Genomic DNA, 16,456 nt, shown 5'->3' with positions numbered 1-16,456 from the left:
CATGTAACTGAGGCTTCGCCGAAGCCGATATGTTATTGGAATATGCCCTGATTCCTTGATATTGAAAGGGAATCAGGGCACATTTTTATATACTCTTACATATTTCTGATTTCAGGTATGCGGCATATTGGGCCAAACAGCCGTTTCAATCGAAGGAAGAAATCAGGCCGGGAACCGGGTTAAAATCAGGCTAAAAATTAAGCCGCTTTCTCGTTTTCCCGCTCTTTTCCCTGCCGGTTTTCCTGTTGGACGCGCTCGATAAAGGAATCCAGGGTGAATCTGTCGATCAACGAGTCGATCACGCCCTGACGTGTGGTGGAAAAACCGGCGGCGTACGTGGCGATGGCCACCGCCTCGCTCAGTTCATAGCCGTAAAGCAGGTACGAGGCCAGGGCGCTGACAAAGGCGTCGCCTGCGCCAGTGGTGTCCACTGATTGGAAAGGTGCCGCGTCGTAATGGCGTTGCGTCGTCTCGTCGAGCAGGTAGCAGCCGTCAGCGCCTTGGGTGACGATGACGCATTTTGCGCCCTGCGTCCGAAGGTTTTGGGCCTTTGCCCGTATCGTTGCTTTTCCTGGCTGCAGAATGTCGAGCTCGTAGGTGTTGAGGATGATGATGTCGGTTTTGGCGAGCAGCTCATTGGGCAGGTCGCTGCCGGAGGAAAGCTTGAAAATGACTTTGGCTCCATGCGCGTTCGCCAGGTCGGCGGCGGCGATCATGGCATCAGCGGGTATTTCGGATTGAATGAGGCAATAGGCGGCATTGTCGAACAGCCGCTCGTTATCGTGTATGCAACGCCCGTTCAACGTCGCGTTGGCCCCGGATATCACCGAAATCATCGAGTCGCCGTCTGGGCTGACGAAAATATATGATTTCCCGGTGTTGGCGTCGTGGGTTCTGCGCACGCCCGAGGTATCGATGTTTGAACGGTTCATGGCCTCGAAAAGGTAGTCCGATTCGTTGTCGGAACCGACATTGCCGATCAACGCGACTTCGTGCCCGAGCTTCGCGGCGCCGATGGCCTGGTTGATGCCGTTGCCACCAGGCCTGCGGGAAGTGGTCTGCGAGATGGTCGTGGTTCCCTCGCTGGGAAGTTGGGGAACCGACAAATAGGTGTCGATGCTCAAGTCGCCCACCACCAGAATCTTGCGTTTGGTGCCCTGGGACGGTGCGGCGATGCTCTCGGTGTTGTCGAGGTGGAAATCCTGTTGCAGGGAGGAAAGCTGCGGCTCAGTCTGCTCCATGCTGGCAATGAGTTTTTGGCAGATATAGCTTCCGAAATAGGCGTTTTTGATGGTATAGGTGGAGATATTGGTATTGGTGGGGTAATTGAATATCTCGTTCGTGTCGTTTTTGATGGAAACCAACGATACGTCGGCGGGGATTTTATAGTGGAACGAATCCATCAAACGGCTGAATTCGAGCGCCTTGCGATAATGTGAACTGACAAAGCCCGTGAGGCCGTGACTGCCGATTTTCGTCAGAATCGACTTGTCCAGATCGTAGTAGACCAATGAATCGTCATACGATATGTCGTGCTCATAGAGGCTGCGTTTGAAGCCGTCGAGGAATGCTTTGGTGCGGCGGCCTTTGATCATCAGGCATCCGATTTTGCGGTGTCCGCGGTCGATGAGCTCGCCGGTAAGTTTGTACGCCGCCTCTTCGTAAGGCATCAATAGCGTTTTGTCGCCGCCGAAGGGGCCGATGGTGATGACGGGAATCGAGTTGTCGTCGAAATGACCTTTGAGCTTCAGGCTGTTTTCATTCACCGGTTCCCAGATGATGCCGTCCACATCCTGGCCGCACACCGCGTTGATGTTTTTGAGTTCCTGTTTTTCGTCGTTGAAGCCGTCGAAGACGATAACCGAATATCCTTGTGCCTGCGCGGTTTCCAGAATGCCGTCGAGCGTGGTGTCGAAAGAGATCGAAGAGCGCAGGAGCACTCCGATGACCCAGTGCTTGGCATGGGTCGCCTGAGTGGAATATGGCCGGTAGTGGTATTGGCGCACGAGCCGCAGGACTTTTTCGCGGGTTTTGTCGCTGATGGCGTCGTCTCTGCCGTTGACGATTTTCGAGACAGTCGATGGCGAGACTTTGGCGATACGCGCGATGTCTTTGATGTTCACTGATGCTCCCTGCTGCTCCTTAGCCGTATAGCATCATTGTAACTTGTCTAAAAAGAGGCCGTGTCGGCGCTCTCGCGGCTGATATAAATAGTGGCTTACGAATACGGATTCTAGGGTTTAGGACTTCACCAATCGTGTGATGGCGGCAATGGCCTCGTCCATCTTCTCATCGGCGACCGGCCCGCCTTTGGCTGCGGCCGTGGCCACGCAGCTGTTGAGGTGATCGTCGAGTAGCAGAAGTGCCACCGATTTCAAGGCGCTGTTCGAGGCGGCGATTTGGGTCAGGATATCGATGCAATAGGTGTCGTTTTCGACCATGGCGGTAATGGCCCGCACCTGCCCTTCGATGCGACGCAGGCGGGTGACCAGCTTTTTCTTGTCGTGGACGTAGCCGACGTGGGGGCATTTCTCGGAAGGGACTGAAGGCTCAGAAGGTTCGGAAGTCTGCGGATTATTGTGGGATTGCTCGTTGCAATGAGCGCAGGTGGTTTTGTTTTGCATGGCTGCTGGAGCCGTGTTGACGGTTGCTTGCCCGGATTTGTGGTTTTTGGCTTCATTTGTCGCTTTGTCTGGATGCTTGTTTCCGTTGTGTGCAGTGGATTCCATCGTTGTTCTCTTTCCGCTTGTTCTTGCATTACTTTCGTGTATCATGCATTGCAATGCTCGGCTGAATATATTGACATCATATACCCTAGGGGGGTATTGTAAGTTTTAGTTACAGTTGAATACATCGAAGCGGCCGGAAGGGATTCCGGAAGCGGATTGCGGGGGAATATGGTTGGCAACATCGCGGTGATTCTGGTGGCGCTGATAGTAAGCGTGGCGATTATCTGGTACTTTTTCGCGCCCCGGAAAGCGGCTCAGGCCAGCCGTGAAGGCGCGTTGCAGACCGCCCGAATCGTGGTCAAAGGCGGCTATACGCCCGCCGAAATCGACGTGGAGGCCGGTTCGCCGGTCCGCCTGCAATTCGACCGTCAGGAGGATGGCGAATGCTCGTCTCACGTCATCTTCAGCGACCTCGGCATCGACCAGACACTGCCGCCGTTCAAGACCACCGATGTCGAATTCACGCCGACGAAGCCCGGTGATCTGCCGTATGCCTGCGGAATGAACATGCTGCACGGCATGGTGCATGTGTTGCCGAAAGGCGCGAAAAGCAAGGAATAAGTTTAGGTTTTACGTGTCCTCGATATTCTGAGTAATTAGGTAGGCGTATCGGGCTCGCAGATACAGCGTGATGGAATCGTATTCAACACAAGAAAAGTCGAAACGGCAAAAACAATACCGCCAAACGAGGCGAGAAACGATACGGAGCAAGCAATGAGTCAAGTCAGCAAGCGGGCGGCGAAGCAATCTGTCGCAGCCAACGGGCAAGCCCAGGAAGATGACCCGGACGCGGTGCGCAAGGCCGAGATCAAGGCACTCGACCGCAGGCTTATCGTCGCCGCGGTCCTGACGATTCCCGTCTTTGTCTTTGCCATGTTCCACATGTGGCTCAAGGCGTTCATCCCCATGGGTGTCATCGATTTCTTTACCAACCCCTGGGTCGAGTTCGTCTTCATCACACCGGTCATGTTTTATTCCGGCTGGCCGATTCACCGCACCGGCTGGCTGGCACTGATTCACCGCGCTCCCGAAATGAACTCGTTGGTGGCGCTGGGAACCGCCGCGTCCTACACGTATAGCGTCGTGGTCACCGTGATGCCGGGTATTCTGCCGCCGAGCGCGCGCGAGCCATATTTCGAATCCGTCGGCACCATTATTACGTTGATGCTGCTGGGGCAGTTGCTTGAGGCGCACGCACGTTTGGGCACAGGCGAATCGATTCGCGCGCTGATTAATTTGACGCCGAAAACCGCCCATGTTGTGCGCGACGGCAAGGAACTCGACATCAACGCCGATCAGGTTGAGGTCGGCGATATCGTCGTCATTAAGCCGGGGGAGCAGCTTCCGGTCGACGGCAAAGTGATTTCCGGCCAGACTTCCATCGACGAATCCATGATTACCGGCGAATCCATCCCGGTTGCCAAAGGTGTTGGCGATACCGTCACCGGCGCGACCATCAATGGCAACGGAACCTTACGATATCGTGCTACGAAGGTCGGGCGAGATACGGTGCTCGCGCAGATCATCAAGCTCGTGCGCACGGCCCAGACCTCGAAGGCACCGATTCAGAAACTCGCCGACAAGATTTCCGGCTATTTCGTGCCGGGCGTCATCCTTATTGCCATTTGGACATTCGTCATCTGGTGGGTCTTCGGTCCCGCGCCGCAAGGTTTGTATGGTCTCGTTTCGGCCGTGGCCGTGCTGGTCATCGCCTGCCCGTGCGCGTTGGGTATCGCCACTCCGCTTTCAGTGACTATTTCCACTGGCAAGGCCGCGCGTTACGGCGTGCTCATCCGTTCGGCCGAAGCGCTGCAGACCGCGCGTGATGTCGATACCGTTGTGCTCGACAAAACCGGAACCATCACTCGTGGCAAGCCGGAACTGACCGACATCGGTTGGGTCGGTGATGCTGCGAGCAAAGACGACAGCGACAAGGCGAATACGCAAAAGCAACGGGACAATCTGCTCTCGCTAATTGCTGGGGCCGAGCAGGTTTCCGAGCATCCGCTTGCGCAAGCCATCGTCAAAGGCGCTGAGCAACGCAAACTGACCGTGCCTGCGGCAGATTCGTTTGAAGCCGTTCCTGGCAGCGGGGTAGTGGCGAAAGTCGCCGGCCACAATGTCATTGTTGGCAATGCCGGACTGATGAAAAGCCGCAATATCAGTACTTCAGAATCGTCGCCTGCGAATGGTGACAGCGAAAATCTTGCTGCTGCCGAAAACGGTAAAAAGGCGAAGGTATCAGATTCTGATAAAACTGGATTCGGGCATGATGCCCATTCGCAATCCAACCATGTTGAAAAGTTGTTTGCCGATTACGCTCAAAAAGGCAAGACCCCGATTCTGGCTGCTGTCGATGGCAAGTTGGTCGCCGTGCTGGCGGTGGCGGATACTGTCAAGCCGGATTCGGCCAAGGCTATCGCCGCGCTGCGTGAGCGTGGGCTTCAGGTGGTCATGCTGACCGGCGACAACAAGACGACGGCAACGGCGATGGCCAACGAAGTCGGCGTCGACCGCGTCATCGCAGGCGTGCGTCCCGAACGCAAGGCCGAGGAAATCGTGCGGCTGCAGAACGAGGGCCACATGGTCGGGATGGTCGGCGACGGCATCAACGATGCTCCGGCGCTCGCGGCCGCCGATGTCGGCTTCGCCATCGGCACCGGTACCGACGTGGCCATCGAGTCCTCTGACATCACGCTGGTCTCCGGAAGTCTCACCGGCTTGGTGACCGCCATTGATCTGTCGCGTGCGGCCATGCGCAACATCAAGCAGAACCTCGGCTTCGCCTTCGGCTACAACGGCATCGGCATCCCGGTTGCCGCCGGTATCCTCTACCCGCTCTGGCACATCATGCTTAACCCCATGATTGCCGGCGCCGCGATGGCGTTCTCTTCGCTTTCCGTGGTCCTGAATGCGAACCGCTTGCGTTCGTTCAACCCGGCCACGGTCAAGCCGCGTCGTTTCACCTTCAAGCTCCACGAACGCCACGTCGAGCTCAAAGGTGCTGTGACGACTGATGGCGAAGGCTCGAAGGACAAGTCTTCGACCGGTTCACAGGCCGACGGCACGTCACGAGTTTCGTCCCGTCCGTCAGCTTCGGCTCGGCCTTCCACGTCAGCCCGCCCGTCGGTTACATCTGCTTCCTCAGCATCGCCCTCTCAGCCCGTTTCGGCAGACTCGACTTCCATCCCCGCCTTGTCATTCGACGGTCGCAAGGTGACCACCCAATCTGTTGGCGCGTCTGAAGATACGCCGCAAAAGAACAACCAACCCGCGAAAGCGAAAGAAGGAACCACTATGGATATGAACATGAGCGGTAGCGCCAGCACCGTCAAGGACCCGGTCTGCGGCATGATGATCGACCCGAAGACAGCCGCCGGCAGCCAGGAATACAACGGCAAGACCTACTACTTCTGCAGCGACAACTGCGCGAAGTCCTTCGCCGCCGACCCCGCCAAGTACGCGGCGTGACGTCGAAGTAATCTTCGAAGATTTAAGGCTGTGGCCGTTCCGATTGTGGACGGCCACAGCCTTTTCGTTTTAGGTGCTTGCATCAACGCGTGATTATCAAAAGCCAAGGGAATACGCAGTATTTTTAGTAACCATGAGTCAGTGTAATCCGCTTTATTTGTAACTCCTCGATTGCGACGCAATGTCGCCTTTTAAGGCGCGACACGCCGGGAAATCCGCGGAATAAGTTGTTTTGAGACTAAATATTAACGAAATGTCTCAAAAGCTATTTGGAACGTGTACCATATTTCTTGTGACTTGAGAAGTCAAACCTTCTAATAGATATTATAACAGGTTTTTGTTAATCGGCCTGCGTTGATAGTTATTTGAAGATATTCAGCAGAAAACAGCCGTTTTCGTTGTAATTGTTGGGGTTTCTCGTGCCGATATTGATAATCACATTGGTGATAAAGCAGTGACGCTGATGTGATTACCGAAACGACATGGAAGGTTTGACGTAACCTGTCGGATGTATCTGACTGGTCTTGTCGACAATGACGTGCAACAGCGCCGTGCCGCGAGCCGGCAGGCATATCCGCATACAAGCAAAAGGAGAGATGAGGATATGCAAGAACCAGTAGCGACATTGGATGGTTGGTATTGCCTGGATTTGTGGTGGACGATGGATTGGCCGTCGTTCCAGAAGCAGAGTCCCGAGGTGCAGCGCAGGGAAGTCAACGAGTTCAAGCAGATGCTTGCCGAATTCGAGGCCAACGAGGAAGCCGGCAAAGGTAGCTGGTACCTCTTCGACGTCAGCGGCACCAAAGGCGACCTTGGCCTGATCCTCTACCGTGAGACGCTCGACGAACTCAACGAAATCGAGAACCGCTTGGCGAAGCTACCCCTTTCGGCGTACCTGACCAGGTCGGGTTCGTTCGTCTCGATCGGCGAGTCCGGCACCTATTCCGGCAAGCCGAAGACGGATCGCGGCTGGGGTTATGTCAACCGCGCGGTCAAGCCGAAGCTGCCGAAGAAGCCGTACGTCTGCTTCTACCCGATGTCGAAGACACGCAACCCGGGCGCCAATTGGTACACGCTTCCCTTCGAGCAGCGCCAAGCCTACATGAAGGACCACGGCAAGATTGGTCGTTCGTTCGGCGGCCGTGTGCTGCCGTTCATCACCGGCGCGATGGGGCTTGACGACCACGAGTGGGGTGTCCTGCTTTTGGCCGACGATCCGCTGGTTTTCAAGAAGATCATCGAAGCGATGCGTTACGCCGAAGCGAGCGCCATTTATGGTGAATTCCCTTATTTCGTATCGGGAACGTATTTGCCGGTCGAAGACCTTGATCACTTCTTCCTTGACGGCTGGGAGGTAAGTCGCCCGAAGCCGGGCGCCCGCCACACGCTCGAAGGAGAGGTCATCCCTGCCGGAGCCGATGAACCGGTCCCTTCGCAACCAGTCATGCCACAGCACCCAACCGCGTCGGAACAATCCGCCGCATCCGCACCAAACCCAGAGGCCAATCATCATGAGTGACGCTGTATCCAAAACCGCGACCAAAGCAGCTAATAAAGCCGCCGACGCAGCGAAAACCGTAGGTCGCGCCGTGCGCAAGCCACCAATCTGGTTCTACGCTCTGGTCGTCTTCGTCACCCAGCTCGACAGCGGATCGGCGGGCACGCTGCTTTCCTCGATTGTCAAGACCTTCGGCCTTACGACACTGAGCTCCTCGTGGGTCGCCGGCATCTACACGCTGGGCCTCGTGGTCGGCACGCCGATCATGGCGAACCTTTCCGACACCCGCGGCACCAAGAAGGTCTTCCTCTGGGAGCTTGGCTTCTGGTTCGTCGGCTGCCTGATTACTGCCCTTGCACCGATGTACCCGCTGATGCTCGCCGGCCGCTTCATCCAGGCCATCGGCGACAGCGGCATCATGGTGCTCGCGATGAACGAGCTCATGCAGGCCGCTCGTAAGAACCATCAGGGCCGCAGGGTTTCGTTCGTCGGCGTGGTCGCAGGGCTTTCCGCCGTGGCAGGTCCGGCGCTGGCAGGTATGGCTATCGGTGTGGCCAAGAACTGGCGCGTCTTCTATTACGGCATGCTCCCCGTTCTGCTCATCCTCTTCATTTTGGCTTGGTTTGTCATGGACAACCAGCTTGCAGCGACGAGCACCAAAACCGATTTGGCCGGCCTGTGCTCCTTCTCTGTAGCGCTGTTGACGCTGATGCTCGGCATCACGATGAGCCAGCACTTCAAGCAGTACTGGATTATGGTTCTCGCACTCTTCGTCATCGCCGTGGTCGCGTTCCTGCTCTTCCTCTACTTCGAAAAGAAGCTCGACAAGTCCACGATGCCGTTCCTGCCGATCAGCCTGTTCCGCAATCGTTCCTACGTCCTGACCCTCGCGCTCGCAATGGTCGGTGGCAGCCTCTTCTCGCTGTTCGTCTACATTCCCACCTACGTCTATGTCGTATTCCATCTTTCCAAGGCGCTTTCCGGCATGACCATGATGGGCACTGGCCTTGGCAGTCTGATCGGTTCATACGTCGGTGGCATTTTCGTCGATAAGCTCGGCAACAAGAAGGCTTTGATCGTTTCAAGTGCCATCAACGGCATTTCCGTAATCGGCATCCTTCTTACGGCGCACAGCCTGCCGGCATTCTTCGTGCTTTCGACCCTGTTCGGTTTCGGCCTGGGTGCGTTCATGTCTTCGCCGCTGCAGGTCATCGCGGGCCGCTTGGCCGCACCGGACCAGCGCATGCAGGCCATCGGCGGTGTCTCGGCGTGCAAGAAGATCGGCATGACCATTGCCCCGCTCATCTTCGCTTCCGCCCAGCTCGTCGGCAGCGTGCACGGCAATCCGACGTTGACCTCATTCCGTTGCATGTTCCTCGTGGCGCTCGCCATCGCCGTAGTGTGCATCGTACTGACCCTATTCATCCCCTTCAATAAAGGAAACATCGATAATGACAAGTGAAAATTCCGGCAACGCAACCTCCGCCCCCAAGAAGGCGGTGCTCCTCATGGCCTACGGCACCCCGTACAAAACCGAGGATCTGATGGGCTATTACACCAACATTCGTCACGGCGTAAAGCCGCCGCAAAAGCTGTATGACGAACTTGCTGGACGTTACGAAGCCATCGGCGGCACCTCGCCGCTCGCCAAGATTACCGACGACCAGGTGGCCGGCCTGCAGGCTGCGCTCGACCGCGATCATCCCGGTGAATACGTGGTGCGCAAGGGCTTCAAATACATCGAGCCTTATATCGCCCAGACCATCGACGAATTTGCCGAGGCCGGTATCACCCATATCTACGGTCTTCCGCTGGCCCCGCAGTATTCGGTCTATTCTGTGGAAAACTATCACGAGCGTGCGCAGGAAGCCCTGAAAAAGCATCCCGAAATCGCCTATCATCCCATTCGCAGCTGGTGGAAGGACGAGAACCTCATCAAGTTCTGGGCCGACCAACTCATCGCCATGAAGGATCTCACCGACCGTACCGACACCAAGGTCATCTTCAGCGCCCACAGCTTGCCGATGCGCATCATCAACGGCGGCGACCCGTACCTCGACGAAGTGACCAACAACGCCAAGACTGTCGCCAAGGCCGCCGGCCTGCGAAGCGACCAATACACCATCGCTTGGCAGAGCGCCGGGCGCACCGGTGAGCCGTGGATTGGGCCTGATTTCAAGGAAACCGCCAAGGACCTCATCCAAAACGGTGGGATTTCGACCATCGTCTCAGGTTCGCTCGGCTTCATCGTCGACAACCTCGAGATTCTGGACGACGTCGACATCGAGCTGAAAGGCGAAATCGAATCCGTGGGCGGCAAACTCCGTCGCCTGCAGATGCCGAATGCCGATCCGCTGCTGGAAGCTGCGCTCGAAGACGCGGTTTTGGCTGCCGAATAAAGACGGCATAATCCAATAAACAAATCAACATAAAGGAACAACGATGGGCCAACAAGTCACGGCGGTGCTGCTGATGGGTTTCGGCACGCCATATCAATCCAGCGACATCATGAATTTCTGCACCTGCATGTTCGGCGGGCACAAGCCGAGCGAGCAGGTCTACGAAGGCGTGAAATCGCATTATGACGCGCTGAACATGGGCGGCATCTCGCCGTTGGCCCACGTCACCGACGATCAGGCCGAGGCATTGCAGCACCGGCTCGACCGCGATTTCCCCGGCCGGTACAAGGTCTATACCGGCTTCAAATACATCGAGCCCTTCATCGAGGACGTGGCCGACCAAATCGCCGCCGACGGCATCACTGACGTGCGTGGCATTGCGCTGGCGCCGCAGTATTCCACTTCGACCAACGAGGGTTACCATCGCCGGGCCGAGGCTCAGTTCGCCAAGCATCCGCATATGGTCTACACCGCGGTGCGCGGCTGGTGGTCCGACGAGCATCTCGTCCGTTTCTGGGCCGACCGGCTTGAAGAAGTTCGCGAGACGGTGGACAAGCCGAATACCAGAGTTTTGCTGGTCTCGCATAGTGTCAAGAACACCGTGATCGAAGGCGGCGACCCCTACCGCGACGAGGCGGTCAACAATGCCAAGGCCGTGGCCGAGCGTGCCGGCCTTGTTGACGGAAAGTGGTCGGTGGCCTGGCAGTGCGGCGGTCCGTCCGCCGACAAATGGCTGGCGCCGGACATCGAGGTCGCCGTGCGCGACTTTATCGACAGGGGCGAGGCGGACACGTTCGTCGTGGCCCCACTGAGTTTCATCGCCGACAACGTCGAAGTGCTCTACGACATCGACATCGAGCTCAAGGCCAACGTCGAAAAGCTCGGCGGCACGTTGATTCGTCTGCGTATGCCCAACGATGATCCGCTGCTCGTCGAGGCGTTGGAGGACTTGGTATGTGAAGGCGAGATCAAAGCTCCGGCGAAAGCCGCCATGCCTTGTGCTCGTTGCATGAAAAGCGCGTAGTCGCGGTAATCACTGTCGTGCGGATTTCGCTGGCCTGCTTCGGATTTCAAGGAATCCTGTCAGCCGGAATTCTGCGAATAATTTCGACTGCTTTAAAGGCGAAGAAAATCCGCGCACTAATAATTATCGAATATTAATAATTTATAGTAATAAACGTTGATACCAACAGAAGAAGGTTGACAATCATGGCAGAGAACAAAACGGCTGTGTTGCTTATGGGCCTCGGTGCTCCCGACAACGTCGAGGAGATCCGGGATTTCTATACCGGCATCCACGGCGGCAAGCCCAGTGAGGAAATGTATCAGTCGGTGAAAGAACATTACGAGATCATCGGCGGCACCTCGCCGCTTGGTCGCATCACCGGCGAGCAGGCCGAGAACTTGCAGCAAAAGCTTGACCAGGATCATCCCGGCGAATATAAGGTTTATTTGGCATTCAAATATGCGGAGCCCACGATTTTCGGGACCATCGACCAGATTGTGGCAGACGGCTATACGAAAATCGTCGGCCTGCCGCTCTTCCCGGAGCGTTCCTACGCCAGCGGCGACTACCACAACCGCGCCGAAACCCGACTTGCGCTCTATCCGCAGGTCTCGTATCGTGCGGTGCGCGGTTGGTGGCTCGACCACAATCTCATCGAATATTGGGCCGACAGACTCAAAGACGAGCAGGAAGTGATTGACCGCCCCGACACGAAGGTCATCCTGAGCTCGCACAGTCTGCAGACCCGAGTCGTTAAAAGCGGCGACCCGTACACTGACCAGGCCGTTGAAGTCGCCGAAGCCGTGGCGAAGGCGGCCGGTCTTGACGAAAGCAAGTACGTCATCGCCTGGCAGAACGGCGGCAGCACGCCGGAGGAGTGGGTTCTGCCAGACATCAATGACGTGGCCAAAGACCTGGTCGAAAACCAAGGCATCAAGACCATCGTTTCGGGTTCGCTGAGCTTCATCGCCGACAACCTTGAGGTGCTGTTCGGCGTGGACGTTGGCTTCAAGAAGACCGTCGAGGGCTTGGGTGCCAAGCTCATTCGCCTCCCACTGCCGAACACCGACCCGCTGCTCATCGCCGCGCTGGAGGATGCGGCGCTCGGAATTTGAGAACGACATGGCAAAAGTGGTGCATAAATTCAGCTTTATGCACCGCTTTCTGTATTTTACTGCGAACCATCTAGGTTACGACGGATATCAGCGTTCTATTTTCTCCTCAAGATAGGCAGCCACCTCATCCACGGTATGCACGTCCTTCTCGTTCCATGAGAATCCTCTATCGGTTTCTTGCCTACGAATCCTGCAGAAGATGCCTTCGGGGTCTTCCGGATCGGCGAAAAAGGCGAAACCGTAACGGGCCGACGGCCACTCTTTGGAATAGGAGATATCCAAACAGCGCGGATCTATCAAGCCATCTTTGTTCATATAAGAGAACTCGGTGTCACCGTGGACGCCGTTAGCGTATTCAAGGTACGTCGTCCATTTGTGCTTCCCATGCACCCCGTTGAGCCGGGCGAGCGGTTCTCCGCGTTGCTCCTCGATTTTCATCCAACGGCTGATGAGATTGATGACATCGTTCGCCTTGCTAACGATTTGGTGGTTTTGTTCGTCGATGAACACGTCATCTGAGCCGCACGCGATATCCAATGCCTTTGCGGATTGGTTTACTTGTTGCAGTCTGTATGCGAGCAATGCCATTCTGCATATGGCCTTGGGCCGGTTGGCGCTTTTGAGCAACGTTAGATACCCGGAATCTTCGTCGCCGGCTTGCGAATGAAGCGGGCAGTAGACGAGATCGTAGATTGCCGTGTCGTTTTGGCCGGCATCTGTTGCCGTAACTACAGGAGTGGCCGTATGCGCCTTAACCAGCGAAACTGCCCCCGGCCTGGGTTTGTCGAATGAGAAGTATCGAGGACTGACATTGTATTGTAGAAAATCGATCGCCGCTTGCGGGTTCGTAGTAAAGTCATAGATGCTTAGCGCTGCCTGCCGCGCGCGGTCGGCGGTAGAGGAATCCGAGGCGAGCAGCAGATATAGGTAAAGGCTTTCCGGCTCTCGAACCGGCATAGGGTCGAACCTGCTTCCGTCGCATAATATGATTTGGTAGCCCTCTTGGCTTTTGACGACAGCCGAGATGGTCTTGCTGTCCAAGCCGTTGGTGAATATCAGCGGGTCGAGTTCGGCGAGGATGAAGAGCAGGGCCTTGTCGATGGAGCTGAATCGCAGAATGGCCTCGGCTCTTTGACCGGAAGGCTCTTCGAACGGCCACGTCACCTGCTTGCATGGCAGAGAGTACGACAGCGTGACGTGTCCGTTGCCGGTTCTGGGCACAGCGATGGTGATGATGAACGGTTTGCGACCTGGAGAAAAACAAAGGATGCGCTGGATTCCCGCCGTCTCTTGTGTCAATTCCGTGATTGCTTCACTGACGGGATCTCTGTTCGGGACGCTATTCTTCTCTGCGGTTTCCGCTTTGTCGTTTGCAGGCGTGCCCGGGACGATGGAATCGGGAATGAACCACCAACCGCTTCCGGCAAGCAGATATCGGAGACTGTCAAAGAGCCAATCCATGTCATGCTGGTTCTTGCTGCAGTTTTTGTCAACGTTTTCGTCAATTTCGTCATCAATGTCACTGACGTTTTGGGTGGCTTCTGTATCACCCGGAGTGCTGTTGAAAGCATTGGCAATGACATTCGCATCGGGTTTGACGTTTTCGGATTTGTTGTCTTCGGGTTCATTGTCTGACTCATCATTGCCGGAATCCTTGCTAAGGTCGGCAATGCCCGGATTGGCCAATATTTCATGAACGTCCGCGCAGCTGAATTTCCGGATGTCGATGTCGATTCGTTCCGCCAATTCATAGAGATTTTGCAGACGCCACGCCCACAAGGTGAATGCAAGGAGATAGTGCTTTTTTGAAGAGTTGTCCGGGTCCCATCCAAGCGGGTAGTTGTGGTTGCTGTAGTGCTCTCCCTCAGTGCAGACGAAGTCCAGGTCGTAATTGCTATATTCTTCACTCTGCGTGTATGTGAGACAGACCTTGCCGTCCGTGTCCTCACCCAACGAGTAATACTGAGGTTTCACCAGAGATGTGAGGAATTCCGGAGCGTTGGCGAGGTCATCGTAGTTGTCTTCGTTGCGTTGGCAATAGAGTTCGACCTTGTGTCTGAGCGTTTTGTGATCAGGTTCTCCATACGGGTCATCCGTCGGCTTTCCGGGGTTTGCGCGTCCAAGGTAAGTGACCAGATACAGTCTGGCCGCCTCGATTCCGTTCACGCTAACACTGCCGAGATCGACGTTTCCTTCGTTACGCAACAGATGGCAATGGTAGATATCGGTGGCATCGTTGGACATCTGCTCAAGATAAAAATGGAACGGATACGCTTTGTCGTTCGCAGTGATCAGAATGCCTCCGCAGCTTTTGATTTGGTCGGGCCAATGAGGGTAATCGGCACGATCGGCCGGTTCGTAGCCCAGTGGCAGCTCGGTCTGTTCGAAGTTTCGTTCGTCGAGGAGCGCCGAAAGGGTTGCCATGTCACGCCGACGGGTCGCAGCATGGTTGATGACGTTCCACATGTGGTCCATCCCATGCGAACAGCTTCTGGCATATCTCACCACGACGTCCTCGAGGTTCGCGTCGTGCTTGATTCCCAGCTGGTCGGCAAGTTCGTAGGCGGATCGCATCAGCATGGAAAGAGCCGTGAATGCCCTGAACGCATCTGTGTAGGTCGTCCTTGCAGGGATGTCGTCCTTTTGCCAAACGCTCCATTTGTAGGGTTCCGGGCTACTGATGTATTCGGAGGTCCCGTCTTCGCTTACGTAGTCGATTTCGTAAGTAAAGCCTTCTTTGATGTGCTTCCATGGGTTTTCGTGGATTTGTCCGTACATGTATATCTGCCCGCGGTTCGGTGGGCAAAATGAGAAGGAATCCCTGTCCGAGCGCCCGGGTGAGTATGCGAGCATCTGCTCCGGATCGACGTCAATTTCGTCGAGCTTTCGCGCCTCATCCAGCGCTGTCTGCGCCGTACGTGGGTCAGAGAAGAAACGTAGATAATAATAGATACTTTCCGATTGGTTGAGCTCGATTGACGCGATGCCCTGGCCGTCTTTGAAATAGACGGTGAAGCCGTCATCGTGAAGGCTGGCGAACGTAACGTCGTTGGGGGAGAGGGCGTGGTGCGTAAGGAGTGGGCGGAAATTCAGCGCCAGATAAAGAACGACCATTCCCGCTTCGCCTTTGATGTCGTAGTGCCGGTATTCGTGCTTGAATACGCAAGGAGCATCTAAATCAACAGAAGGGGTTACCTTGGTTTCTCTGGATTTCAGCTTCTTGGTTGCCTTGGTGATGAGGGTATGGATCCGGAAGCCGTTGAGCTTGGGGACGATGCAGATCATTTTCAATGTGGGTTCGGGCGAAATGCAGATGATGCGCTTCGCTTGCGGCATGTCGGGTTCGGGATCAATTTTCGTGTCGCGGAAGGCCAGTTCCGCTTCCATCCGCTTGTCTTCCGTGTCGAAGACGGTGTCTCCGCCGTAATCGTCCATAAGCGTGCGCCAGCCGTAATGGTCCATGAAGGGCTCGAGCAGTTTGAAAAGCTTGTCCATTCTCGCGTTGAGTTCGTTTTCCGGGGTTTCGGAGTTTTCCGGGGTTTCGCGGTTCTCGTGGTTTGTATCGTGCGTGTTGCTGTCGGCGTTGCTCTTTTTGACGCTGCCATCGTCGTTGTCGGCAGTCGGATTGTTGGGGTTTGTGGTGGTCATGAGCTTCTTCGTTGTAGATATTGCGCGGAATTTGGGCATTTACCTTCTTATGTCTACGATAGCATCCCTCTTGCTGGTGATCGCTGGAATACCGTGATGTAATGCGTTTATAAATTACTGCGAAATGATGGCGTCAATGATCAAAGTTTGAAAGCGAGTTGGGGGCGGGAACGCGATTGCCTTAAGGCAGAGGATTGCAGCCGCCGTCGTATCTGCCGAAGCCTTTGCTCCCACGAAGTTTTGCTGCCCGATGAATTCGCGAGAGGGTTGCCGGATTCTCTATTGGCCGGGCTATCTTTAGGGGCATAGCGTAAAACGGTTTTTCTCATTATTCTGTAATAAATTTTCATATTTCGAGACGAAACTTTGTTGAAGTGTCGCAAAAGACGATAAAAGCGTGTACACTGTAATCAGTGATTCGATGAAGGCCTTGTCTCTTATCTTTCGCTGGTTGTAACGGGTATCCGGTTTTACTGGAGGACTGGAAATCCGCAGGTTGTGTGGTGAAGCGGCGTCGCTTGTTCTTTCTTCCCAAATTCTTTTGGCGGGCTTCACCATGCCCGTTTCCTTCTGTCTGCTGACTTCTCTGT

At 55.5% G+C, this 16,456-nt stretch carries 11 protein-coding genes; 7 read left to right on the top strand and 4 right to left on the bottom strand.

The genetic code is table 11. The features are described from left to right. Nucleotides 1-197 precede the first annotated feature (197 nt). Together OZX62_RS07740 and OZX62_RS07735 are read right to left on the bottom strand one after the other, a co-directional pair. Nucleotides 198-2,123, bottom strand: a complete 1,926-nt coding sequence (locus OZX62_RS07740; RefSeq protein ID WP_277175629.1) for a PfkB family carbohydrate kinase — start codon at nucleotides 2,121-2,123, stop codon at nucleotides 198-200. Between the two features lie 117 nt (nucleotides 2,124-2,240). Beyond that, on the bottom strand, nucleotides 2,241-2,492 hold the full coding sequence (locus OZX62_RS07735; protein WP_277177076.1) for a metal-sensitive transcriptional regulator: 252 nt from the start codon (nucleotides 2,490-2,492) through the stop codon (nucleotides 2,241-2,243). 405 nt (nucleotides 2,493-2,897) lie between these two features. Here OZX62_RS07735 and OZX62_RS07730 point away from each other — a divergent pair, with 405 nt between their 5' ends. The 7 genes from OZX62_RS07730 to hemH (OZX62_RS07700) all read left to right on the top strand — a co-directional run bounded on the left by OZX62_RS07730 (nucleotide 2,898) and on the right by hemH (OZX62_RS07700) (nucleotide 12,218). Then, a complete protein-coding gene (locus OZX62_RS07730; RefSeq protein WP_277175628.1) occupies nucleotides 2,898-3,290 on the top strand; it encodes a cupredoxin domain-containing protein in 393 nt (130 codons plus the stop codon). A 153-nt stretch (nucleotides 3,291-3,443) separates the two neighbouring features. Then, a complete protein-coding gene (locus OZX62_RS07725) occupies nucleotides 3,444-6,200 on the top strand; it encodes a heavy metal translocating P-type ATPase (RefSeq protein WP_277175627.1) in 2,757 nt (918 codons plus the stop codon). Between the two features lie 604 nt (nucleotides 6,201-6,804). Next, a complete protein-coding gene (gene hemQ, locus OZX62_RS07720; protein ID WP_277175626.1) occupies nucleotides 6,805-7,719 on the top strand; it encodes a hydrogen peroxide-dependent heme synthase in 915 nt (304 codons plus the stop codon). Further along, nucleotides 7,712-9,160 carry an MFS transporter gene (locus OZX62_RS07715; protein ID WP_277175625.1) on the top strand — a complete coding sequence of 483 codons (1,449 nt, stop codon included), beginning with the start codon at nucleotides 7,712-7,714 and terminating at the stop codon, nucleotides 9,158-9,160. Before hemQ ends, OZX62_RS07715 begins: the two co-directional genes overlap by 8 nt. Next, nucleotides 9,150-10,097, top strand: a complete 948-nt coding sequence (gene hemH, locus OZX62_RS07710; RefSeq protein WP_277175624.1) for a ferrochelatase — start codon at nucleotides 9,150-9,152, stop codon at nucleotides 10,095-10,097. The genes OZX62_RS07715 and hemH (OZX62_RS07710) overlap by 11 nt, the downstream gene beginning before the upstream one ends. A 43-nt stretch (nucleotides 10,098-10,140) precedes the next feature. After that, nucleotides 10,141-11,121, top strand: coding sequence for a ferrochelatase (hemH, locus tag OZX62_RS07705; protein ID WP_277175623.1), 981 nt, complete (start codon nucleotides 10,141-10,143; stop codon nucleotides 11,119-11,121). A 185-nt stretch (nucleotides 11,122-11,306) separates the two neighbouring features. After that, entirely contained in the window at nucleotides 11,307-12,218 is a 912-nt protein-coding gene (hemH, locus tag OZX62_RS07700) for a ferrochelatase (protein ID WP_277175622.1), read from the top strand. A gap of 87 nt (nucleotides 12,219-12,305) precedes the next feature. Here the strand turns inward: hemH (OZX62_RS07700) and OZX62_RS07695 are convergent, their stop codons facing one another. Together OZX62_RS07695 and OZX62_RS07690 are read right to left on the bottom strand one after the other, a co-directional pair. Then, nucleotides 12,306-15,866 carry a hypothetical protein gene (locus OZX62_RS07695; protein WP_277175621.1) on the bottom strand — a complete coding sequence of 1,187 codons (3,561 nt, stop codon included), beginning with the start codon at nucleotides 15,864-15,866 and terminating at the stop codon, nucleotides 12,306-12,308. A gap of 297 nt (nucleotides 15,867-16,163) precedes the next feature. Beyond that, the gene (locus OZX62_RS07690; protein WP_277175620.1) at nucleotides 16,164-16,424 is read right to left on the bottom strand and encodes a hypothetical protein; all 261 of its coding nucleotides are present in this window, start codon (nucleotides 16,422-16,424) and stop codon (nucleotides 16,164-16,166) included. Nucleotides 16,425-16,456 lie beyond the last annotated feature (32 nt).

It is taken from the genome of Bifidobacterium sp. ESL0690 (genome assembly GCF_029392315.1).
Classification (GTDB): Bacteria; Actinomycetota; Actinomycetes; order Actinomycetales; family Bifidobacteriaceae; genus Bifidobacterium.
This window is presented reverse-complemented; position numbering and strand designations above follow the sequence as displayed.